The sequence below is a fragment of the Exiguobacterium sp. genome (genome assembly GCF_020832205.1).
Lineage (GTDB): Bacteria > Bacillota > Bacilli > Exiguobacteriales > Exiguobacteriaceae > Exiguobacterium.
Genome location: NZ_JAFIFD010000049.1, coordinates 49,823 through 70,448 on the forward strand (window position 1 = coordinate 49,823; position 20,626 = coordinate 70,448).

Consider the following 20,626-nt stretch of genomic DNA (forward strand, 5'->3'; position numbering starts at 1 on the left):
AGGAGAATCGTTATGGACATTCAACTGAACGGCGTCAGCAAATCGTTCGGTGACCAATTGGCCATCGACCACGTCGGCTTCACCATCAATTCAGGCGACATCTGTTGCCTGCTCGGGCCATCGGGGTCCGGGAAGACGACGCTCATCCGGCTCATGATTGGTGCATTGAAAGCAGATCACGGAACGATCCAGCTCGGGGAGACGGCCATGCCGAGCATGGAGATGCTTCATACAATCGGCTTCATGCCGCAAAACGACGGGCTGTACGATGACTTGTCGGCCGAGGCGAACCTTGAGTTCTTCGGTGCGATCTACAAGCTCGGCAAGACGAAGCTCCAAGCGCGCATCACGGAAGTGCTCAAGCTCGTCGATTTGACGGCCGACCGGAAGAAACTTGTCCGCAACTTCTCGGGCGGGATGAAAAAACGTCTCTCGCTCGCAATCGCCATCCTGCATCAGCCGGACGTCTTGTTTTTAGACGAGCCGACTGTCGGCATCGACCCGATTTTGCGCCGGCAGATTTGGGATCAGTTTCAGACGATCCGAGCGAGCGGGACGACGCTCATCGTCTCGACGCACGTCATGGACGAGGTGCTCGAGTGTGACCGGGCCGCGCTCATCTATAACGGGCGCTTGATCGCCTACGACACCGTCCCGCACTTATTAGACGAGACGGAGAACGGGCGGGTCGAAGAGCTGTTCCTCATCGCCGGACGAGAAGGCGGTGTGGGTCATGCGTAACTTGGCGAAACGAGTCATCTTCCAGACGCTGAACGACAAGCGGAGCGTCGCCTTGATCTTGATTGCACCGCTCCTAATCTTGACGCTCGTCTACTTTCTGCTCGGGGACTCGGATTACGTGCCGGTCGTCGTACTCGATGAATCTGCCCAAACGCAACTCGTCGAGGCGTTCGAGGCCGAGGCGCTCGACGTCCGTTTGGATACGGTCGACGATCCGTTCGGATATTTAGAGGACAATCAAGACGTCGATGCGGTGTTCGAAGCGACGCAGGCTGGGACGACGATCACGCTCCGTGAACCGTCGACGAAATCCTCGAAGGCGGTACGGGAGATTCAAGCGACGCTGTCGGCGTTGAATCCGGAGGCCGATATCGAGATGAATTATGTATACGGGGAAGAAGGACAGTCGACGTTCGACTCGTTCGGTTACGTGTTCTTATCCCTGTTCTCGTTCTTCTTCGTCTTTATCTTGTCGGCGATGGCGCTCGTGAAGGAACGGAGCGGAGGGACGCTCGAGCGTCTCCTCATGACGCCAATCAAGCGGGGACAAGTCATCCTAGGCTACACGCTCGGCTACGGTGTTTTCGCCGTCATACAGTCGGTGATTATCGTGCTCTATACGATTTACGTGCTCGGGTTGAGCTCCATCGGTAATATGGCGTGGGTCATGTTGGCGATGCTGCTCATGGCGGGAACGGCTGTCTTGTTCGGGGCGACGATTTCCGTGTTCGCCCGCTCCGAACTTCAAGTCGTCCAGATGATCCCGTTCACGATTATCCCGCAAGTGTTCTTCTCCGGACTCATCCCGCTCGATCTTATCCCGTACGGACTCGGTAACTTGAGTTACGTCATGCCGATCTTTTATGGGGCGACCGCCATCAAAGAGGTGATGGTGTACGGGAGCGGCTTTTCAGGGATTTGGCCGCATTTACTCGGACTCGTCATCTATGCGGGCGTGCTCTACTTATTGAACATGCGCGCGCTCGGGAAGTACCGAGGGCATTGATAAAAATAAGCCGAATCACATGTCGCGTGATTCGGCTCGTTTTTGCCCAATATATTGAATGACAGCGGACGGTCCTTGATGGAGCCGTCCTTCCTGTCGTTCCACGACCTCATCGAAAAAGTGAAGAGTTTCGAGTGAGTCGGCAAGGAGTTCGAAGTCGTCTGGCGTGTAGAGGAGTGCCTGATTTTTCGGTCCGCCGGTCCCAAGTTCGAGTTGCGCCTCGCTATACACCTCGGTCATGAAAATTCCTCTTGGTTTCAACGCACGCGTCACCCCTTTCAACACGGCGGTTTGCACGTCTTTCGGGAAGTGCCCGAAAATACAGACGATGACGTCATACGATTGAGCCGGCCAGTCCGCTACCGCCAAATCGACAAGGTGTGTCGTGAGCGTGATCCCGCGCCGCGCCGCTAAACGTTCGGCTTTCTCGAGACCGACACGTGAATAGTCCCACATGTCGACATGGAGCCCTTGTTCAGCGAGCCAGACGGCGTTTCGGCCTTCCCCTTCGGCAATGGCGAGCACTTTCATTCCGTCGTTTAAAAGATGACCTTGATGTCGTAAAAACTCGTTCGGCTGTTCCCCGTATACGTATTCTTCTGTATCGAACCGTTGATCCCATGACATGGTGATGTCCTCCTTAGGCAGCGTCTTTCTTTCATCATATCTGATGTAGGGAGTCGGAACAAAAAAAGCATCTGAGCAGATGCCCGGATGCTTAACGTTTGAGAAGTAAAGCGACGCCCGCTACGAGAAGCGCGAGTCCGCTGAACAATCGTACTTGATTGCAAGTCACTATCTTTCACCCCTATATGTCATGTCATTTTTTGGCGACACGAAGCTGTGTCCGTTCCATCTCCCGATAGATGGATAAGATTTCGGTGCCGTAGTTGCCTTTTGGCTGCATCGCCCATTTACGATGGAGCGCCGGCCACGTCGTCGCCGATCCTCGTTTCACGTAATGGAAGCGCGGGTCGACGCGTGTCATGTTCAAGTCGTCTTTTGAGGCGTACGCCTTCAGATGTTGAATCTGTGCCGTCACCCCTTGGTGCGGAGAACGGAAGAAATGGCCTTTCGCTCCTTTACCGACCGTGCCGATGCCTGAGTAATTATGTTGTCTCGGCAGTACGTCGCCTTTGTAGCTGAAATATCCGGTCTCTTTCAATGCTTGTGCGAACGCGACATCACCGCGGACACCTTCTTTCGCGCCGATGATGACGAACAGTTTCGCCAGCTCCTCAACCGTCACGCCTTGAAGCCGGACGTTATTCGGATTTTTCCGTTTCACGAAGTCGGCCATCTGTTGCGGCGTCACAGAGGAAGAACCCATGATTGCACGGTTCTCTTTATTTGACGAAGCTTCTGCTGATGACATCGATGTGAAAGACGAGAGTATAAGTAACGCGACGGTCAAACAAGTGACGAGCCAGTTTTTCATCATCCATTCCTCCTAAACGATTAAACAAACTATGAAAATAATACCATATAATTTGTAGTCAGAATATTAAATTTAAAGAAAAAGGGAACTAAATCCAATCAACCGTCGTACAAAGTAGCGAGGTGATGGGAATGGAAAAACAGCAACGAATGAGGCGAATTGTAGCCTATCAAAAGAAATGGATGCCATTGCACGTCACGACCGTCATCGCGGTCGGGATGTCGTTCGCCCTGTTTTTGATGAACGGGTCCGTTGGGTACTTGATCGGTTTTTTCGTGGCGCTCGCGGCGTTGACGTATATGGACTGGAAAGAGAGTCGATTTTTGCAACAGCTGACAAAAGAAGAAGGTGTGAAACGTCTGATTCCTCGGCAGTATGTCTTGCGAGGCATTCAAGCGATGTTCGGCGCGCTCGCCATCTATGGTTTGTTTCAACAGGAACGGCAACTGTACATCCTTGTCGTACTTGGGGTCGTCGTCGGATTACAATCGTGGACGGCCCGCTATTACGAGCAAAAAATCCAAGAGATTGATGCCGAACAACCGAGCCGTGACGATATGCGGTTTTTGAATCCATGAGAAAAGCCGTCCTACCGGGCGGCTTTTCGACTGCATTAATTTGCTTTTTTAAGTTCTTGATCTTCTTCCTTGAAGTCGAGTTTTTTCACATCGACCCGCTTCACGAAGAACGCCAAGATGAGCGCTAAAATGTTCATCCCGAGTGCCACATAGAACGAAACTTGAATTCCTGACAGCAGCGCTTGCTGTGTCAACGCACCCATCGCACTCTCTGTGAGTGTCGCTGGGTCGACGCCGGTCATGAGTGATTCGGCCTCCGTGCGTGTCACCGAGTTCATAATGGTGACGAGGACGGCTGTCCCAATCGCGCCGGACACTTGTTGGGCCGTGTTGTTGATGGCCGTGCCGTGCGGGTTGAGATGCGTTGGCAGCTGGTTGAGACCGTTAGTCATGATGGGCATCATGACCATCGACATCCCGAACATGCGTAACGTGTAAGTCGTAACGATATATGTGTACGTCGAATCGAGCTGGACGTTCGCGAGCATGTACGTCGAGATTGCTGTGATTGTGAGACCTATAAGCGATAGTAATTTTGGTCCGAACTTGTCGAACAGTTTCCCGGTGATTGGCGACATGACTCCCATGATGATGGCACCTGGGAGAAGCATGAGTCCCGAGTCGAGCGGCGAGATGCCACGGACGCTTTGGACGTACGCCGGTGTCAAAATCATACCGGAGAACATGGCGACGGCGTTGACGATGGCGATAATCGATGCGAGCGCGAACATCGGGTATTTATATGCTCGTAGGTCGAGGAGCGGTTTCTCCATATTGAGCTGACGGATGACGAACGCGATCAGCGCGACGAACCCGACAACGATGGTCGTCAAGACAATCGGATTGCTCCAGCCGTCCGAGCTAGCCGAACTGACCCCATACAAGACGCCGCCAAACCCGAGCGTCGATAAGACGAGCGACAAGTAGTCGAGCGATTGTTCTTTGTTTTGCACCATGACGTTTTCTGCTTTCCAAATCGCGAGGCCGAGACCGATAATGGCGAGTGGGAGAATCATCTCGAACAAGACGCGCCAGTCATAATACTCGACGATGTAACCCGACAATGTCGGTCCGATTGCCGGCGCCGAAATCATGACGAGACCGAAAATTCCCATCGCTGTCCCGCGCTTCTCACGGGGGAAACTGACGAGCATGACGTTCATCAAGAGCGGTCCCATCGTCGAGGCACCGACCGCTTGAATCATCCGCCCTGAGAGCAACCAGCCGAATGTTGGAGAGAAGGCGGCAATCGCCGTCCCGAGGGCGAAAATTGCCATCGAGGTGATGAAGAGCGCTCGGTTCGAGAAGCGCGTGATTAAGTAGGCCGATGCCGGAACGAGAACGCCCGTCACGAGCATAAAGCCGGTCGCGAGCCACTGAACGGTCGAGTAGTCGGCAATCTCCAAGTCGACCATGATCGAGGGCAGCGCGACGTTCAATAACGAGTTGTTCAAGAAGGCGATGAACGCTCCGACGAACAGGACCGCAAGCATGAGATACGGCGGTTTTTTTTGAAATTCTGGTTTCATAAGACTTGCTCCTTTATGTTCTGAATAGTTATATACTAGTAAGTGTCGATGTGATGATTTTATACCCAGCGTATAAATAAATCAACCATTTTGTACTATGAGTTCAAAATGATATACTTATCCTATTAAACAAGCAGAACGGAGCATTCGCATATGAAAGACAAGAAACGAAAAGTTGCCGATGTCGCCATGACCTTGTTCATCGAGAACGGGGTGCAGCAGACGTCGGTCCAAGAAATCATTGAACGGGCCCACATCTCGAAAGGGACGTTTTATAATTATTTCGCCTCGAAAACGGACTGTGTCGCCAACATTCTCGAAAATTTACGGTATGACGCCGGACAGCGGCGGATCGAGATGCAGATGGGACGGGACAAACGAGACAAAGACGTCTTCATCGAGCAGATTTCGATTCTCATTCAATTGAACGAGGAGCGGAATTTGTATGCGTTGTTCGAGTCGATCATGTCGGCGAACGAGCCCGAATTGAAGAAGCTCGTCTTGCAGCACCGCGTCTATGAGATCGAGTGGCTCGCCATGCGCTTGACTGAAATCATCGGGGAAGAGATTCGCCCTTATTCGATTGAATTGACGATTCTATTTAATGGAATGTTGCAACATACCTTGTTCACGTTGCGCATCACGAACACCGCCTATTCGATTCAAAAACTGATCCGTAACTTGTACGGGCACCTCGAGTTGATGGCGGCTCGGATGGTCGAGACGGGAGACCATATTTTGAACCCGGTCACCGTCGATCAAATGCGGGGGACGACCGATAAAAACCTTGTGACGATCGAGGAGTTGATCGAGATGGCCGAGCGGATTCGCGAACATTTGAAGATGACCGAGGAGCAAGCCGATCTGTTCGAGGCGATCACATACGAGCTTCAGCAACCACGATTGCGAAAAATCGTGTTAGAGCAATTATTGAAGCCGTTCCAACGGCTGTTTAAAGGGGTGGCCGGCGAGACCGAAGTCCAAAAATTCACGAATCTCGTCTGGTTGTATACACGGACACACTAAAGACAAAAAGTTTCCAGATGCAGTAATATAGAAGAAAGACGTCATTAAAATTTATCGCAAAATATTCCACGAAAAAGAATTGATTCCTACAAATTCATGCGCTACAATCAAAGTACCGAAAGCGCTTTCGGGAAGAGGAGACTAACATGGGTACGATCTATGATTTAGCAAAGAAAACCGGCTTCTCCATCACGACCGTCTCTAAAGCGTTGAACAACTACAAGGACGTGAGCGAGAAGACGAGAGCCAAGATTTTGAAAGCCGCGGCCGAGATGGACTATCTGCCGAACGCACACGCGCAGTCGTTATCGACGAAAAAATCGTGGGCGATCGGGGTCATGTTTTCGGAAGCGAACGAAGTCGGAATGAAACATCCGTTCTTCAACGGCATCATTGAAAGTTTCCGTCACGCTACGGAGGAGCAAGGCTACGATTTGATCTTCGCCTCGCGTAACCTTCGCAACCGTGACATGAGTTATCTCGAGCACTTCAAACACCGGGCCGTCGACGGCATTGTCGTCATTTGTTCGGACCGGATGGATGAGCAAGTTCAAGAGCTCATGCAAAGTGACATCCCAATCGTCGTCGTCGACATGGACAGCGCTAACTGCAGCGTCGTCTATTCCGACAACACCGAAGGGGCCCGCCTTGCCGTGAACTACTTGCACGACCTCGGACACCGCCACATCGCCCATATCGCTGGTGATCAGACGATTGATGCGGGTGCGGCACGCGTTAAAGGATACGAGCTTGCCATGGGTGCGCTCGGCCTTCCGATCGAGCCAGGTTACTTGGTCAACGCCGGCTTCTTCTCTGTCGAAGAAGGGAAGCAAGCGATGGAAAAACTGCTCGACCTCGAGTCACGTCCGACCGCGGTATTCGTCGCGGGCGACCAAATGGCAATCGGCGCCATCGAAGCGATCCATGAACGAGGACTTCGCGTGCCAGAAGACATTTCGGTCATCGGTTACGACGACATCGAGATGATCAAGTACATCACGCCAAAGTTGACGACGATCCGCCAAGATACGGATGAGATCGGCGAAGCAGCGGCAGAGTTGTTGATTGAGCAAATGACCGCCAAGGAGCGACGGACAGAACGTCGCGTCATTCCGGTCAAACTGATTGAACGGGCGTCATGCGCGCCGGTGAACAACTAAAGTAGTTCCGATTGATCTTTCGAAGTCGCTCTGTTCCCTTCAACGGAATGGAGAGAAGAGAGCGATTTCGAAACATCATTCCGCCAAAATCGAAACCGCTTTCGATTATTTATTTCGACAAAACCGAAAGCGCTTTCGACAATTATTTACCTCTTCTTGCAAACGCTTTCTAAAAAACTTTAAAAGGATGGGACTCACACATGCGTAAATTAGTCAGCTTACTTTCAATCGGTGCACTATCAGTCGGCGTCTTGAGCGGTTGCTCAGACAGCGAAGGCGGCACATCAGGATCGAACTCAGGTTCAAAAGACGATGTCCTTAAAGTTTGGTCATTCACAGATGAATTGAAAGAGCCAATCAAAACATACGAAGAGCGCAACGGCGTGAAAGTCGAGTTGACGATCGTTCCAATCGCTGACTACCCGACAAAACTTAAGCCGGCACTCGAGAGCGGCGTCGGAGCACCTGACGTGTTCACAGGTGAAATCGCCTTCCTCAAACAATGGGTGGACGCAGGCTATTGGGAAAACCTCTCGGAAGACCCATACAACGTCAACGAAATCGCAGACGACTACATCCCATACGTATTCGATCTCGGGAAAGACTCAGACGGCAATGTGCGCGCCCTTTCATGGCAAACGACACCAGGTGGCGTCTACTACAAACGTAGCTTAGCAAAAGAAGTACTCGGCACGGATGACCCAGCTGAAATCGGCGATATGATGAGCTCGATGGAAGGTGTCTTCGAAGTAGCTGAGAAGATGAAAGAAAAAGGCTACAAAATGTTCCCAGACGAAGGCGCGATCCGTTGGTTCTCACAAGGCGCGAACCCAGAAGCATGGGTAAACGAAAACAACGAACTCGTGTTGACAGAAGACAAGATCAACTACATGGACTACGCGAAAGAGCTTCGTGACAAGCAGTACACGGCACTTGCTCCTGAATGGTCACCATCTTGGTTCGAAGGTATGTCGAAACCAATCAAAGTTAAAGAAGGCGGCACAGAGACAGAAACACAAGTCTTCTCATACGTCCTCCCAACTTGGGGCCTTCACAGCGTCTTGAAAGACAGCGCGAAAGACACAGCCGGCGACTGGGCAGTCACGAACGGTCCAAGCCCGTACTTCTGGGGCGGCACATGGCTCGGCGTGTACGAAGGATCGAAAAACAAAGAAGCCGCTTACGACTTCGTCAAACTCATGACACAAGACGAAGAGTTCTTGACGGACTGGGCTGAAGAGACAGGCGACGTTCTTGCCTTCAAACCAGTAACAGACAAAATCAAAGACGACTTCAGCGACGAGTTCCTCGGCGGACAGAACAACTACGAGTTCTTCCTCGGACAAGCGGATGAAATCACACCAGGAATCGTCACGAAATACGACCAACAGCTCGACACGCTTTACGGTGCGTCAGTCCTCCAATACGTGGAAGGCAAGAAGACGAAAGACGAAGCGATTGCAGAATTTAAAAAACAAGCGAAAAACGCTTACCCAGACATCCAAGTTGACTGAGGCCAGCTAATCCTTGGGGGGAAGACCCTCCCCCCTGAGGGTTGCTATGGAAGGAGTAACACGACGTGAAAAAACTAGACCGCTATGGCTATGCCTTTATTGCCCCGTTTTGGGTCGTCTTTTTGACATTCAGTATTTATCCGGTCTTCTTGACCCTGTATTACAGCTTTACGAACTATACCGGCAGCCCAGGAGAAGAAATCGTCGGCTTCGCGAACTATGCGCGACTGTTGACGGATACGTTCTTCATCGAGGCGTTCGTCAATACGATCAAGATTTGGGGAGTAAACTTCGCCTTACAGATTGGTCTTGCTTTGCTTCTTGCACTCTTGTTCTCCGATCTTCGGTTGAAATTGAAGGGCCTCGCGTTCTTCCGTTCATTCTTCTACCTGCCAAACTTGATCACGATCAGTTCGGTCGCGCTCTTGTTCGGAATTTTGCTTGACTGGCAGCACGGTTCACTCAACATGATGCTCTTGAAACTCGGGATCATCTCAGACCCAATCAACTGGCTATCGCAACCGGTGACGGCACAACTGTCCGTCTCACTCATTTTGACATGGATGTGGTTCGGTCACTCGTTCATCATCGTCATGGCCGGCGTATCGGGTATCTCAAAAGACTTCTTCGAAGCCGCCCATATCGATGGCGCGAACCGTTGGCAAATGTTTACGTATGTCACGTTGCCATTACTCAAACCGATTCTCTTGTACATCATGATCACGTCGCTCATCGGCGGACTTCAATTGTTCGACCTTCCGCTTCTCTTGACGGACGGGATCGGTGCACCAGACGGATCGCTTAACACGATGGTACTTTACCTGTACAACCAGGCGTTCAAGTATAACAACTACGGCTATGCGGCAGCGGTCGCTTACGGCTTGTTCTTGATCACGCTCGTCTTCTCGGCGGTCGTCTTCAAAGGCATGTTCCGTAAAGAACGCGCTGCGCAGAAGGGAGCATAAGCAATGGAACAGAATGCAGAATCACGGCGTATGCTCGCCGACAGCGAAGTGCAGCCACCGCGTGAGGAAAAACCGCTCAGAGTGGAACCACCGAAACAAAAGCAGAAGAAAAAATTCTTTAGCCGTGGAGTCATCTACACGGGCTTGATCATCCTGACAATCATCTGTTTCATCCCGTTTCTCATGATGCTCGTCAACGCGACACGGACGAACGGGGAGATCATGTCAGGCTTCTCGCTCCTCCCGGGTACGGCGCTCATCGATAACTACGCGATTTTGAGCGACTACATCAACATCTGGACAGGCTTCAAAAACAGTTTGATCATCGCCGTGCTCGTCACGTTGCTCTCTGGTTACTTCTCGGCGATGACAGCGTTCGGTTTCGCCTTCTATGACTTCAAAGGCAAAAACATTTTGTTCATCTTCATGCTCGTCATGATGATGGTACCGGGACAACTCGGACTCATCGGTTTCTACGAGATCTCTAAGACGCTCGGGATTCTCGACTCGTTCATCCCGCTCATCATCCCGTCGATTGCAAGCCCGTTCGTCGTCTTCTTCATCCGGCAGTATACCCAGGCGACGCTTCACATCAGTATGATCGAAGCGGCTCGGATTGATGGAGCGAGCGAATTGCGCATCTTCCACACAATCGCACTCCCGATGATGATGCCGGCTGTCGCGACGATGTCGATCTTCACGTTCATCGGCTCATGGAACAACTACTTGATGCCGCTCGTGCTCTTGTTCTCACCGGAGAAGTACACGCTTCCGGTTCTCATGGGCTTCTTGAAAGGGTCGCAAGTCGCCGAAAACCTCGGTGCTTTGTATCTCGGTATCGCCATCTCAGTCGTGCCGATCATGATCGCCTTCTTGTTCATGTCGAAGTATATCGTCAGCAGTATCTCGGCTGGCGCGGTCAAAGAATAATAGAGAAAAGAGGAAAACACTATGCAATTTAATAAAGACTTCGTCTTCGGAACTGCCACGTCTTCGTATCAAATCGAAGGCGCGCACAACGAAGACGGTCGGACGCCGTCGATTTGGGACATGTTCTGTGACATCGACGGACGTGTCTTCGAGAAGCACAACGGTGACGTCGCTTGCGATCACTACCATCGTTTCGAAGAAGACATTCAACACATCAAAAAGCTCGGTGTCGACACATATCGTTTCTCGATCGCTTGGCCGCGCATCTTCCCGGCAAAGGGTGAGTTCAACCCGGCTGGGATGGCGTTCTACAAGACGCTCGCAACGCGTCTCCGTGAAGAAGGCATCAAACCGGCTGTCACGCTCTATCATTGGGACCTCCCGATGTGGGCACACGAAGAAGGCGGCTGGGTGAACCGTGACTCGGTTGATTGGTTCCTCGACTACGCGAAAGTGTGTTTCGATGAGCTCGACGGCATCGTCGACTCATGGATCACACACAACGAGCCATGGTGCGCCGGATTCCTCGGCTACCATGTCGGCGTTCACGCCCCGGGACACCGGGACATGAACGAGGCGGTCCGCGCCGTGCACCATATGCTTCTGTCGCACGGGAAAGCGGTCGAACTGTTGAAACAAGAGTTGAAGTCGACGACGCCAATCGGCATCACGCTCAACTTGTCGCCAGTTTACGCGAAGACGGACTCGGCTAACGATCGTCTCGCGCAAAACAACTCGGACGGCTATTCGAATCGTTGGTTCCTCGATCCAGTGTTCAAAGGCCAGTATCCGGTCGACATGATGAACTTGTTCTCGAAATACGTGCACTCGTATGATTTCATCAAACCGGGTGACATGGAGACGATCTCGACAGAGTGTGACTTCTTCGGCATCAACTTCTACAGCCGCGGACTCGTCGAGTTCAGCGCGGCAAACGACTTCATGACAGTGGCGGCGTACTCCGATTACGACAAGACGGGCATGGGCTGGGATATCGCCCCGAACGAATTCAAAGACCTGATCCGTCGCTTACGTAACGAGTATACCGACCTTCCAATCATCATCACAGAAAACGGCGCAGCGTATGACGACGTGCTCGAGAACGGCGAAGTCCATGACGATAAACGCATCGACTACGTCAAAAAGCACCTCACAGCCGTATCTGACTTGAACGACGAAGGCATGAACATCGCCGGATACTATCTCTGGTCGCTCATGGACAACTTCGAATGGAGCTTCGGTTACGAGAAGCGCTTCGGCATTCTCTACATCGACTTCGAGACGCAAGAGCGTGTCTGGAAAGACAGCGCGAAATGGTACGCAGGCGTCATCGCCGACCATAAAGCCAAACACGCAGACAGCGTCGAAGCATAAGAATCGCCCATCCCTGCCGCTACGGGGATGGGCTTTTTTGTGTGGAACTTATTCAAGGGGGGAACGTATGAAGTAAAGAGGAGAGGAGGCGATGGCGTTGGACTACAGGACGGACGAGGAGCGCAACGAAGACCGTTGGACGACAGCACTTCTCATGTGGACGCTCAACGGGTTCATCTTTGGGATGGTGTACGGTATGTTGTACCGAGAATTCGCTGTCGTCTTCTTCTCCTGTTTCGTGCTCGTCTTCGGTTTAAAAGGCGTGTTCGAACGTGATGAGCGTATTAAACGCGAGCGGGCGATTCGTGAACTTGGAATCGAGATGGATTCGAAAGAAGGAGAGATGTTGATGAAACGCGAGTATGCGACGTACGAAGTGACAGGCTATGACGATAAAGGAAAAATCAAATTCGTTCATTTGAAAGAAGGCGAGTTCGTTTTGCCGGTCGAAATCAAAGGGGACGACTTGACGAAAATCAAGAAGATGATGGAACTCAACCCGGGGGTGACGGTCATCGTCCACGCAGCCGTCGATCAGAAACGGATGCGTCTCTTGGAGATCGATGGCTATTCGCTCAGGAAGGACGGTTGACGATGGCGCTCACAAAGCTAGAGTCGCGTGACGGAACGACCGACATCTCGATCGAGAGCTATGCCTATGCGTACCAAGACGCCGACAACGTCCATGATGCGGCGTGGCATCGTAACTGGGTCGGATTCCACGCCCCGGAGCATCGCATCACGTTCGATGACATCATGCTCGACAGTCTGCTCGTCGCGCACTACATACCGGTGTTCGAATCGTTCGTGGCCGGCGGTGTGCAAGAAGTCGCGTTCGAACCGACGGAACCGTTCGTCAGCTTGACGTTGACGCGACGAGACGGGGGCGGGGATGAAGTGAACGTGCGAGGTCATCTCGAACACCCGCTCGGGGACGAGACAGAAGAGCTCGATTTTGAATTCGAGACGTCGGTCTTGAAAGTGGAGCAGTTCTTGCAGGGGTTACGGGAGATTGCGAATGAGTTTCCCGTTCGAGAGATTGAATAGACAAACGCCATGACGAATGCCGTCATGGCGTTATGCGTTTATCTTGGAGAGATGCGCCCGATACTTGCCCAACGAGTAGGCGGCACACAGTAGGAGAATCATATGTAACCCGATACCGATTAGCATGGCGTAAGGCACGATTGCTTTAAAGCCGAGGCCGAAGGCGAGGGCTGCACTCGATAAAATCAAAAAGCTCGGTGTATAGTTTTTCATATTGTCCCAACTCTCTTACTCATTTTCCTAAATATAACAGCCCTTCTCATCGTTGAGAAGGGCTGTCGTTATTTGCTTAGGCTTATGCTGACGCTTTATCTGCGTCTTCTTGTGCTTTTACTTCTTCACCGTACGACACGCGGTCTTGCATGCGGACGAATGGGAGGTAGACAGCGACGGCCATAGCGATCGTTGCGATTTGCAAGAGCGCTGCACGCCATCCGCCGATCAAGAAGCCAGAGATGATCGGTGGTGTCGTCCACGGCACTTGAAGTGCGTTGAACGGTTCGACCCAGCCCCAAAGGATTGAGAAGTACACCATGAACGATGCGATTGCTGGTACGATCACGAACGGGATGAACATGATCGGGTTGAATACGATCGGCATACCGAAGATGACCGGTTCGTTAATGTTGAAAATACTTGGTGCGAGCGAGAGTTTACCGAGCTGCTTCAAGTGAGCTGAACGGGCAACCATGAGCGTCGCGATGATGAAGCCGATTGTGATTCCTGATCCGCCGAGCTTCGTGAAGACATCGAGGAACTGGATTGTAACGATTTTTGCGTTCTCACCGACGACGAGTGCTTCACCCGAGTCGATAATTGCTTGGTTTTGAAGCGCGTTCGCTGTAAGGAGTGGACCCATGATACCCATGATGATCGCTGCTCCGTGAATTCCACACCACCACATGACAGACATGAGCACCATGATGATGACCGCTCCAGCGAGCGTGTCCGTCAAGTTTTGAAGCGGCGATTGAAGGACGTCATAGACGACTTCTGTGAACGTACGATCTGCCACTGCTTGGAAGATGGCGAACGTTGCGACCGCGAGTGATACGATGGCGAGACCTGGGATCAACGCCGAGAATGAGTTCGAGACACCTGGTGGTACACCGTCAGGCATTTTGATGCGGATACCGCGTTTGATGAACTGTGAGTAGATGAATCCGACAACGAGACCGACGACGATGGCAGCGAGGACACCTTGTCCACCTGTCCATACTTTCGGGATAACCCCGCCGATTGTTTCTCCGCCTTCAGAGAGGACAGACGCTTGCGTGATGATCAAGAACGAAATGATCCCAAGAATACCGGCAGGCACACCTTCGATTTTTTCGTTTTTGACGTACGAGTAAGCGATTCCAAAAACACCGATTAAAGCAAGGATGTCAAACGTAGCGCCGACGACTTGCGTGAGCGGGAGTGTCCAGTCTGCTCCGAACAGACCTGACATGAACTCGGCCCAACCTGGAATCGGGAGCGCGAGGATGAGCAAGAACAATGAACCGATGATCGTCATCGGCATCGTCAGGATGAACCCGTCCTTGATAGCAAGGACGGGCTTGGCGTTCGCAAAACGAACGAACCCTGGCGTGAATTTTTCAAATACAGTTTCTAAGCGGCTCATGGGGAACCTCCTTATAGGTTTTCAGCGCGTGTAGCGATAATGTCTTTGTACCAGTAGAACGATTTCTTCTTCTTACGCTCGAGGCCGTTGGCGTGATCGACGTAGATGAAGCCGTACTGTTTCTTATAACCGTTGAGCCAGCTGAGAAGGTCGATTGCCGACCAAGCGTAGTAGCCTGCGACGTTGATGCCTTGTTCAACCGCGTGCTTCACGGCACGGATGTGGCCTTCGATATATTCGATGCGTGGGTCGTCGAGGATTTCGCCGTCAACGATTGGGTCGACGTCACCGAGACCGTTCTCTGTGATGTAGATTTTCACGTCACCGTAACGATCCTTGAGCATGTGCATGCCGTCGAGGAACGCTTCTGGTGAGATTTCCCAAGCCCATTTCGTATAAACTTTATCGTCCATCATGACCGTCTTATAGACACCATCGAATGATGGGTTGCCTGGGCGGCCCGTCGAGTTTTCGCGGCCACCAGCCATGACGAGCGCCGAGTCGTTTTTCATGACGCGTTGCGGGCTGTAGTAGTTAAGGCCGATGAAGTCGTTCATCGAAGCTGTGCGCTTCAAGAGGTCGAGTTCTTCGTCTGTCATTTCAGGGAGAAGACCTTGCTCGTCGAGTCCTTTGACGACGTATTCCGGATACGTTCCTTTAAGTACCGGATCGTAGAACCAGTGCGTCGAGTAAGCGTTCGCGTGCATTTCCGCGAATTTGTTCTCTTCTGCTTCATCGATGCTGAAGGCCGGGTTGAACACGTGCGTGATCCCGATTTCGCCTTCGTAGCCACCTTGTTTGAACAACTCGACTGAACGAGCGTGTGCGACGTTGACGTGGTGCGTCGTTTGGAAGTAACCTTTGACGTCTCCTTCGATGCCTGGTGGGTGTGCCCCAGTCAAGTAGCCGAGCGAGCAGAAGATGACCGCTTCGTTGAACGTGATCCAGTGACGGACACGGTCGCCGAACGATTGGAAACAAGTATCGGCGAAACGGACGAACGCGTCAACCGTCTCTTTGTTTTTCCAGCCGCCTTTTTCTTCGAGCGCTTGCGGGAGGTCCCAGTGGTAGAGCGTCACGAATGGGACGATGTTGTGCTTCAAGCATTCGTCGATCAAGTTGTTGTAAAACTCGAGTCCTTTTTCGTTTACTTCGCCTGTACCGTTCGGGAAGACACGCGGCCATGAGATTGAGAAGCGATATGATTCAAGTCCCATCTCAGCCATGAGCGCGATATCTTCTTTGTAGCGGTGGTAGTGGTCGACAGCGACGTCGCCGTTCGTATCTTCAAATGTTTTTCCAGGAATTTTCGAGAAGACGTCCCAGTTCGAGAGTCCTTTCCCGTCCTCGTTCCATGCGCCTTCGACTTGGTAAGAAGCCGATGCTGCGCCGAACAAGAAATCTTTAGGCATTTTCAAAATGGTCACCTCAGTTGAATTATTTGTTTGCAAGTTTCATTGCGTGGTCGAATACTTTTGCTCCGTTCATCATGCCGTAGTCGATCGTGTTGATCACGTCGATTGGCACGCCTTTTGGCTCACAGATTTGTTTGCCTTTTGAAAGCAAGTATTTCACTTGTGGTCCGAGAAGGGCGACGTCGAGGTTGTCGACATACGTTTCCATCTCCGATTCTGGGTAAGCTGCGATTTCAGCTTCAATGCCACGTTCAGCGGCAACCGCTTTCATTTTTTCTACTAACATACTTGTTGACATACCTGCTGCGCAGAAGAGTCCAATTTTCATCATTTTTGATCCATTCCTTTCAATTGGTTGATTTCGTTTTGCATGTTCATCATATAGCCGAGCATCTCTTTGACGAGGATTGTGTTCATCAAGTGGTCTTGGGCATGTACCATGAGGACGCCGACTGTAGCCGTTTTCCCTTGAGCCTCAAGCGTGACAAATTTCGTTTGAATCGCGTGTGCTTCTTTCAACGTCGCGTCTCCGGCTTTCACCGTTTCAGCTGCTTCTTCTGCTTTACCTTCTTGCATGAGGAGCATTGCGTGATGGTAGCTCGCTTTAGCGTCACCCGAGAGGGCGATTAAACCGAAGATATCTTCGGGAGTAATTTCAACTGTTTCAGAAACCATAGTATCTCTCCTTTTTGTATGGATAACCTTGATTCATAGGTACAAATTCTACAAGTTGATAGTAGCACGATACCGCTTACATGTAAACCCTTTCTAAGTGAATAAAATGTGAACGAAAAAACGCACGCGAGAACAGGCTCTCGAGTGCGTTTAGGATTTGATGTTAGAGACTTTCAGCATCTTAACATGGCGGAAATGATGTGTCGAGCGCGATACGTCGAAGATTTGCCCATTCGTCAAATAGACGGTGTTGTCGACGAGGAGCGCCGGGTCGTTCTCGTTCAGTCCGAGCAAGTCGGCATCTTCTTTATTTAAAAAGTCGGCATAGATGACACGATCGGCAAAACCGATAGCAAGCTTTTGATCGTTACGGAAATAGTTGTAGATCGATTTCTCGGTGATGTTGCGGTCGAGATAGACGACGAGGTCTTTCCGGAAGTAAGAGTCTTCGAGTGAGAACGGATGGTCATCGACGAGGCGAAGACGTTTCACGTAGTAGACCGGTGTCCCGACGTCACACTTCATTTTCTCAGCGACTTCTTCATTCGCTGTCGTCAGTTCGAAATCGAGGACACGCGTTTCGACTTTTCGTCCACTGAAGTCGCTCGTGAGACCTTGTAGTTTTTCAAGGTTCACGTAATCACTCATGTAGTGGTCGCGGACGAAGACGCCGCTCCCCTGTACTTGATAGACGTAACCTTTATTGACGAGAATCTCGATCGCCTTCCGGACCGTGTTGCGACTGACGCCATATTTCGTGGCATATTCGTCCTCGGTGAGGAGCTTGCTCGTATGTTGGTAGACGTGATTCATAATATCCGTCTCGATCTGTTCGGCGACTTGTTTATACTTTGGGGCCATGACTGTCTGCACCTTTCACATAAAAATTTGTAGGTATGAATACGCTATCAGTATATCAGAAATTGTGTCGGGATGGCGGACAATCCTTCGTCATTTGTTGAAAAACGTCGAACAATCATTTAGGGAATATTTTGTAAATTTGAAACGGAATTGAAATAGTTTACGTATACTAAAGAAGAAAGAGAAGAAGTGAGAGGGTGAGAAAGTGGAGCAGGTCCAACGAAACGTTAGGCAAATCATCAAGATTCGACGGTATGGGGTCCCGGCACTGATTGTCTACTTTGCTGCCTTTCTGTATGCATTGTTCGTCGAATGGATGTGGTTGATTCCTTTAATGTGGATACTCGCCATGTTTCTCATCTTCATGGGGACGAATGAATATCGCATCATGCGTCACGTCGCAACGAATCCCCAGGCCATCAAGTGGCTCCGCATCCAATATGCGATGACGTGGTTAGAGGCGCTCTTGCTCGCGGTATCGATGACGGCGCTGGTCCTCGATCAAACAATCGGATTGTTGATTGGTGTCCTTTTTGCTGTCATGCGATTCACGGACTCATACCGCGACCATCTCATTACAATGAAACTAAAGGTAGTAGAACCGGACATACCGACCTATGAACAACTGATTGAAAGGATGAGTTAAATGGAGCTATCTCCGCATTCAAAACGACAAATTGACACGCTGTTACGCTTCCAAACGTTCACGAGTTGGACGATTGGCATTGTCGGGGTAACGGCAATCATCGGTATTTTAACGTATGCATCTTATCGGAGCATTTCAGATGGCGCGTTGATTATGACGATGTTTGCGATTTACTTTTTACTGATTGGAATGGAAGTCGCCCGGTTTAATTTGTGGCTGCGATTCGTGAAGAACAAACAGGCCCGAAACTTGTTGTCGTTGCGCTATACTGCTTCGTTCATCGGTTTTGCCGCATTCGGTTACTTCGGTTACGTCGCCTTCAACCAAGCCACACAACCGCAGTCGTTTCAAGCGTTCCTCTTGTCACAAGTCTTTTTCTGGGGAGCATCGTTTCTAGGGAAATGGCTCGATCGTATCATTCAAAAGCACGATGACCACTATTTGACGGACAAGGACTTGAAACTGATTCGAGAAGCGCGTGAGCTTGAGAGGGAAGAGAGTTATGGATAAGCGCAGCCAGATGCGAGAATTGACAGCATTCGATGAGAAAAAACATTCCACACTCGCATTCTTATCAGCGGTGTTCGTCGGCCTCATGTTTTTCTCATCAGAATATAATTGGCTTTCACCGGTAACCGTCATGTGCCTCAGTGTCGTGGTGAGTCTTCCTGACTTTCGAAAGGCATGGCGTCGCGAGAACATTAAGAAGCAATATTTGACGTCGCAGGAGGCAAAGCGGCTCGTCCACCTTAACTCCATTTTCGGACTCGCTTCGTTACCACTCATTGTATTATGGGTCTATACGTTACTTACGGATATGATTTCACTCCAAACGTTCGCATTGATTGGTTTAGGGGGATATGCACTCTCAATCCTCGAACATCGTCTTTACGAACGACATATGGTTCGTCTTGATGACAACTACGTCTCCGAAGCCGAATTGAAGGAAGAACGAAAATGGGGGAGCGCCTGAGCGCTTCCCCATTTTATTTGAACGTGCGGATGACGAAGTAGAGAAAGATGAGAAACGGCACTAAAAACCAGGCGCCGAGCCATTCGCCTTGACCGAAGACGAGCCAGGCGAACAGTTGAAACGATAGCAACCCTCCTGCGACGAACGCCGCGAAACGGATCGCTCTTGGGCGTCTTGACGGTTCTTGCCACCACTCTTTGAAGAACGGGAAACTGCACACGAGTGCCAAGCCGAGAAAAAAGGCGGCCGGGAACACGAGCAAGTCGCCGAGCGTATCGTTCCCCTGATACTGCAACCATTTCGAGAGCGTCGATAAAATGATGCCGATGACGAGAAAGCCGATGTTCATAGCCATTCCTCCACTCCATCTAAATAGATACTTTCATCATGCCTGAACCGAGGCGATGGGACAAGTCATGAGACAAATAGCTTTTTAGTGAAAGTGGTGACTTTTGCATGAACAGTAAAAAAGTAAGGAGGCACGACGTGACAAAAATACTACCCGTCATTTCATGGAACAGCTAGCATGAAAGGGTATCTGGAGAAACGGCTAGGTATGATCGAGAAGCGCCAGAACTCTGCGGAGTTGACGAGGACGAAGGTGATCGAGGTTTCGGCGGATGCCTTCTAGTCGCCTGTCACGACTAAAAGTGTTCCTGTAAAACGCCCGGGCGACCGGACGGACAAAGGGGAGCACGTTGACAGCACTCTAAAAAGCCCGTTTCCTTTTTCGAGAAATCGAATACAGAGGAGATTTTTGTATGTGTGGAATTGTAGGAATGATTGGTCAAGTCGGGACGAAAGAGATTTTGTTGAAAGGGCTTGAAAAGCTTGAGTACCGTGGCTATGACTCAGCCGGGATCGCGCTCGTCGGAGAAGATGTGAACGTCTTTAAAGAAGTCGGGCGCATTGCCGCACTTCGTGACATCGTACCGTTCGAGGCGGAAGGCACAGTCGGCATCGGCCACACACGTTGGGCGACGCACGGGGTGCCGAGCGTCCCGAACGCCCACCCGCACCAGAGCACGACGGCGCGCTTCACGCTCGTCCACAACGGTGTCATCGAGAACGACGAGCAAATCAAGGCGACACTCGACGTGCCGTTCCTCTCAGAGACGGACACG

23 protein-coding genes and 1 pseudogene are annotated in these 20,626 nt (G+C 51.1%); 15 read left to right on the forward strand and 9 right to left on the reverse strand.

What is annotated here, in order from left to right:
• Positions 1 to 12 precede the first annotated feature (12 nt).
• Positions 13 to 741 (forward strand): ABC transporter ATP-binding protein, encoded by a 729-nt coding sequence (locus JJU47_RS13425; protein WP_228620368.1) that lies wholly within the window; start codon positions 13 to 15, stop codon positions 739 to 741.
• Positions 734 to 1,747 carry an ABC transporter permease gene (locus tag JJU47_RS13430; protein ID WP_228620370.1) on the forward strand — a complete coding sequence of 338 codons (1,014 nt, stop codon included), beginning with the start codon at positions 734 to 736 and terminating at the stop codon, positions 1,745 to 1,747. The genes JJU47_RS13425 and JJU47_RS13430 overlap by 8 nt, the downstream gene beginning before the upstream one ends.
• 15 nt (positions 1,748 to 1,762) lie before the next feature.
• Here the strand turns inward: JJU47_RS13430 and JJU47_RS13435 are convergent, their stop codons facing one another.
• Together JJU47_RS13435 and JJU47_RS13440 are read right to left on the reverse strand one after the other, a co-directional pair.
• Positions 1,763 to 2,374: an SAM-dependent methyltransferase gene (locus tag JJU47_RS13435; protein WP_228620372.1), complete on the reverse strand. Its 612-nt coding sequence runs from the start codon at positions 2,372 to 2,374 to the stop codon at positions 1,763 to 1,765.
• Between the two features lie 193 nt (positions 2,375 to 2,567).
• On the reverse strand, positions 2,568 to 3,185 hold the full coding sequence (locus JJU47_RS13440; RefSeq protein WP_228620374.1) for a glucosaminidase domain-containing protein: 618 nt from the start codon (positions 3,183 to 3,185) through the stop codon (positions 2,568 to 2,570).
• A 131-nt stretch (positions 3,186 to 3,316) separates the two neighbouring features.
• Here JJU47_RS13440 and JJU47_RS13445 point away from each other — a divergent pair, with 131 nt between their 5' ends.
• The gene (locus tag JJU47_RS13445) at positions 3,317 to 3,763 is read left to right on the forward strand and encodes a hypothetical protein (protein WP_228620376.1); all 447 of its coding nucleotides are present in this window, start codon (positions 3,317 to 3,319) and stop codon (positions 3,761 to 3,763) included.
• Between the two features lie 35 nt (positions 3,764 to 3,798).
• On the opposite strand, the gene JJU47_RS13450 is transcribed toward JJU47_RS13445, so the two are convergent.
• Positions 3,799 to 5,292 (reverse strand): DHA2 family efflux MFS transporter permease subunit, encoded by a 1,494-nt coding sequence (locus JJU47_RS13450; protein WP_228620379.1) that lies wholly within the window; start codon positions 5,290 to 5,292, stop codon positions 3,799 to 3,801.
• Between the two features lie 153 nt (positions 5,293 to 5,445).
• Between JJU47_RS13450 and JJU47_RS13455 the strand changes: the two genes are divergently transcribed.
• The 8 genes from JJU47_RS13455 to JJU47_RS13490 all read left to right on the forward strand — a co-directional run bounded on the left by JJU47_RS13455 (position 5,446) and on the right by JJU47_RS13490 (position 13,308).
• Positions 5,446 to 6,318: a TetR/AcrR family transcriptional regulator gene (locus JJU47_RS13455; RefSeq protein WP_228620381.1), complete on the forward strand. Its 873-nt coding sequence runs from the start codon at positions 5,446 to 5,448 to the stop codon at positions 6,316 to 6,318.
• Between the two features lie 146 nt (positions 6,319 to 6,464).
• Positions 6,465 to 7,478 (forward strand): LacI family DNA-binding transcriptional regulator, encoded by a 1,014-nt coding sequence (locus JJU47_RS13460; protein WP_228620383.1) that lies wholly within the window; start codon positions 6,465 to 6,467, stop codon positions 7,476 to 7,478.
• 200 nt (positions 7,479 to 7,678) lie between these two features.
• Entirely contained in the window at positions 7,679 to 8,992 is a 1,314-nt protein-coding gene (locus tag JJU47_RS13465; protein WP_228620385.1) for an ABC transporter substrate-binding protein, read from the forward strand.
• Positions 8,993 to 9,057: 65 nt separating this feature from the next.
• Positions 9,058 to 9,957, forward strand: coding sequence for a carbohydrate ABC transporter permease (locus tag JJU47_RS13470; RefSeq protein WP_228620387.1), 900 nt, complete (start codon positions 9,058 to 9,060; stop codon positions 9,955 to 9,957).
• A 3-nt stretch (positions 9,958 to 9,960) separates the two neighbouring features.
• A complete protein-coding gene (locus JJU47_RS13475) occupies positions 9,961 to 10,887 on the forward strand; it encodes a carbohydrate ABC transporter permease (RefSeq protein ID WP_228620390.1) in 927 nt (308 codons plus the stop codon).
• A gap of 21 nt (positions 10,888 to 10,908) precedes the next feature.
• Positions 10,909 to 12,261, forward strand: coding sequence for a GH1 family beta-glucosidase (locus tag JJU47_RS13480; RefSeq protein ID WP_228620392.1), 1,353 nt, complete (start codon positions 10,909 to 10,911; stop codon positions 12,259 to 12,261).
• A gap of 97 nt (positions 12,262 to 12,358) precedes the next feature.
• Positions 12,359 to 12,853, forward strand: a complete 495-nt coding sequence (locus JJU47_RS13485; protein WP_228620394.1) for a hypothetical protein — start codon at positions 12,359 to 12,361, stop codon at positions 12,851 to 12,853.
• A 2-nt stretch (positions 12,854 to 12,855) separates the two neighbouring features.
• On the forward strand, positions 12,856 to 13,308 hold the full coding sequence (locus tag JJU47_RS13490) for a WapI family immunity protein (protein ID WP_228620396.1): 453 nt from the start codon (positions 12,856 to 12,858) through the stop codon (positions 13,306 to 13,308).
• A gap of 295 nt (positions 13,309 to 13,603) precedes the next feature.
• Here JJU47_RS13490 and JJU47_RS13495 read toward each other — a convergent pair whose 3' ends face one another.
• The 5 genes from JJU47_RS13495 to JJU47_RS13515 all read right to left on the reverse strand — a co-directional run bounded on the left by JJU47_RS13495 (position 13,604) and on the right by JJU47_RS13515 (position 17,883).
• A complete protein-coding gene (locus tag JJU47_RS13495; RefSeq protein WP_228620398.1) occupies positions 13,604 to 14,932 on the reverse strand; it encodes a PTS sugar transporter subunit IIC in 1,329 nt (442 codons plus the stop codon).
• Between the two features lie 11 nt (positions 14,933 to 14,943).
• Positions 14,944 to 16,350: a GH1 family beta-glucosidase gene (locus JJU47_RS13500; RefSeq protein WP_228620403.1), complete on the reverse strand. Its 1,407-nt coding sequence runs from the start codon at positions 16,348 to 16,350 to the stop codon at positions 14,944 to 14,946.
• Positions 16,351 to 16,369: 19 nt separating this feature from the next.
• Positions 16,370 to 16,678: a PTS sugar transporter subunit IIB gene (locus JJU47_RS13505; protein WP_024371995.1), complete on the reverse strand. Its 309-nt coding sequence runs from the start codon at positions 16,676 to 16,678 to the stop codon at positions 16,370 to 16,372.
• Entirely contained in the window at positions 16,675 to 17,022 is a 348-nt protein-coding gene (locus JJU47_RS13510; RefSeq protein ID WP_228620405.1) for a PTS lactose/cellobiose transporter subunit IIA, read from the reverse strand. Before JJU47_RS13510 ends, JJU47_RS13505 begins: the two co-directional genes overlap by 4 nt.
• Before the next feature lie 150 nt (positions 17,023 to 17,172).
• Complete coding sequence (locus JJU47_RS13515) at positions 17,173 to 17,883, reverse strand: GntR family transcriptional regulator (protein WP_228620407.1); 711 nt, start codon at positions 17,881 to 17,883, stop codon at positions 17,173 to 17,175.
• Positions 17,884 to 18,088: 205 nt separating this feature from the next.
• Here JJU47_RS13515 and JJU47_RS13520 point away from each other — a divergent pair, with 205 nt between their 5' ends.
• The 3 genes from JJU47_RS13520 to JJU47_RS13530 are packed head-to-tail and all read left to right on the forward strand — an operon-like array spanning position 18,089 to position 19,502.
• On the forward strand, positions 18,089 to 18,529 hold the full coding sequence (locus JJU47_RS13520) for a hypothetical protein (RefSeq protein ID WP_228620409.1): 441 nt from the start codon (positions 18,089 to 18,091) through the stop codon (positions 18,527 to 18,529).
• Positions 18,530 to 19,039: a hypothetical protein gene (locus JJU47_RS13525; protein WP_228620411.1), complete on the forward strand. Its 510-nt coding sequence runs from the start codon at positions 18,530 to 18,532 to the stop codon at positions 19,037 to 19,039.
• Entirely contained in the window at positions 19,032 to 19,502 is a 471-nt protein-coding gene (locus JJU47_RS13530) for a hypothetical protein (protein ID WP_228620413.1), read from the forward strand. The genes JJU47_RS13525 and JJU47_RS13530 overlap by 8 nt, the downstream gene beginning before the upstream one ends.
• A gap of 13 nt (positions 19,503 to 19,515) precedes the next feature.
• On the opposite strand, the gene JJU47_RS13535 is transcribed toward JJU47_RS13530, so the two are convergent.
• On the reverse strand, positions 19,516 to 19,851 hold the full coding sequence (locus JJU47_RS13535; protein WP_228620415.1) for a hypothetical protein: 336 nt from the start codon (positions 19,849 to 19,851) through the stop codon (positions 19,516 to 19,518).
• A 412-nt stretch (positions 19,852 to 20,263) separates the two neighbouring features.
• On the opposite strand from JJU47_RS13535, the pseudogene JJU47_RS13540 reads away from it, so the two are divergent.
• Positions 20,264 to 20,626 (forward strand): annotated as a pseudogene (locus JJU47_RS13540) (glutamine--fructose-6-phosphate transaminase (isomerizing)); the annotation flags it as partial.

What these genes read in the sequence shown, in the direction of transcription:
- JJU47_RS13425 (WP_228620368.1), top strand. Translation starts at nt 13, where the DNA reads ATGGACATTCAACTGAACGGCGTCAGCAAATCGTTCGGTGACCAATTG.
- JJU47_RS13430 (WP_228620370.1), top strand. Translation starts at nt 734, where the DNA reads ATGCGTAACTTGGCGAAACGAGTCATCTTCCAGACGCTGAACGACAAG.
- JJU47_RS13435 (WP_228620372.1), bottom strand. Translation starts at nt 2,374, where the DNA reads ATGTCATGGGATCAACGGTTCGATACAGAAGAATACGTATACGGGGAA.
- JJU47_RS13440 (WP_228620374.1), bottom strand. Translation starts at nt 3,185, where the DNA reads ATGAAAAACTGGCTCGTCACTTGTTTGACCGTCGCGTTACTTATACTC.
- JJU47_RS13445 (WP_228620376.1), top strand. Translation starts at nt 3,317, where the DNA reads ATGGAAAAACAGCAACGAATGAGGCGAATTGTAGCCTATCAAAAGAAA.
- JJU47_RS13450 (WP_228620379.1), bottom strand. Translation starts at nt 5,292, where the DNA reads ATGAAACCAGAATTTCAAAAAAAACCGCCGTATCTCATGCTTGCGGTC.
- JJU47_RS13455 (WP_228620381.1), top strand. Translation starts at nt 5,446, where the DNA reads ATGAAAGACAAGAAACGAAAAGTTGCCGATGTCGCCATGACCTTGTTC.
- JJU47_RS13460 (WP_228620383.1), top strand. Translation starts at nt 6,465, where the DNA reads ATGGGTACGATCTATGATTTAGCAAAGAAAACCGGCTTCTCCATCACG.
- JJU47_RS13465 (WP_228620385.1), top strand. Translation starts at nt 7,679, where the DNA reads ATGCGTAAATTAGTCAGCTTACTTTCAATCGGTGCACTATCAGTCGGC.
- JJU47_RS13475 (WP_228620390.1), top strand. Translation starts at nt 9,961, where the DNA reads ATGGAACAGAATGCAGAATCACGGCGTATGCTCGCCGACAGCGAAGTG.
- JJU47_RS13480 (WP_228620392.1), top strand. Translation starts at nt 10,909, where the DNA reads ATGCAATTTAATAAAGACTTCGTCTTCGGAACTGCCACGTCTTCGTAT.
- JJU47_RS13490 (WP_228620396.1), top strand. Translation starts at nt 12,856, where the DNA reads ATGGCGCTCACAAAGCTAGAGTCGCGTGACGGAACGACCGACATCTCG.
- JJU47_RS13495 (WP_228620398.1), bottom strand. Translation starts at nt 14,932, where the DNA reads ATGAGCCGCTTAGAAACTGTATTTGAAAAATTCACGCCAGGGTTCGTT.
- JJU47_RS13505 (WP_024371995.1), bottom strand. Translation starts at nt 16,678, where the DNA reads ATGATGAAAATTGGACTCTTCTGCGCAGCAGGTATGTCAACAAGTATG.
- JJU47_RS13510 (WP_228620405.1), bottom strand. Translation starts at nt 17,022, where the DNA reads ATGGTTTCTGAAACAGTTGAAATTACTCCCGAAGATATCTTCGGTTTA.
- JJU47_RS13515 (WP_228620407.1), bottom strand. Translation starts at nt 17,883, where the DNA reads ATGGCCCCAAAGTATAAACAAGTCGCCGAACAGATCGAGACGGATATT.
- JJU47_RS13525 (WP_228620411.1), top strand. Translation starts at nt 18,530, where the DNA reads ATGGAGCTATCTCCGCATTCAAAACGACAAATTGACACGCTGTTACGC.
- JJU47_RS13530 (WP_228620413.1), top strand. Translation starts at nt 19,032, where the DNA reads ATGGATAAGCGCAGCCAGATGCGAGAATTGACAGCATTCGATGAGAAA.
- JJU47_RS13535 (WP_228620415.1), bottom strand. Translation starts at nt 19,851, where the DNA reads ATGAACATCGGCTTTCTCGTCATCGGCATCATTTTATCGACGCTCTCG.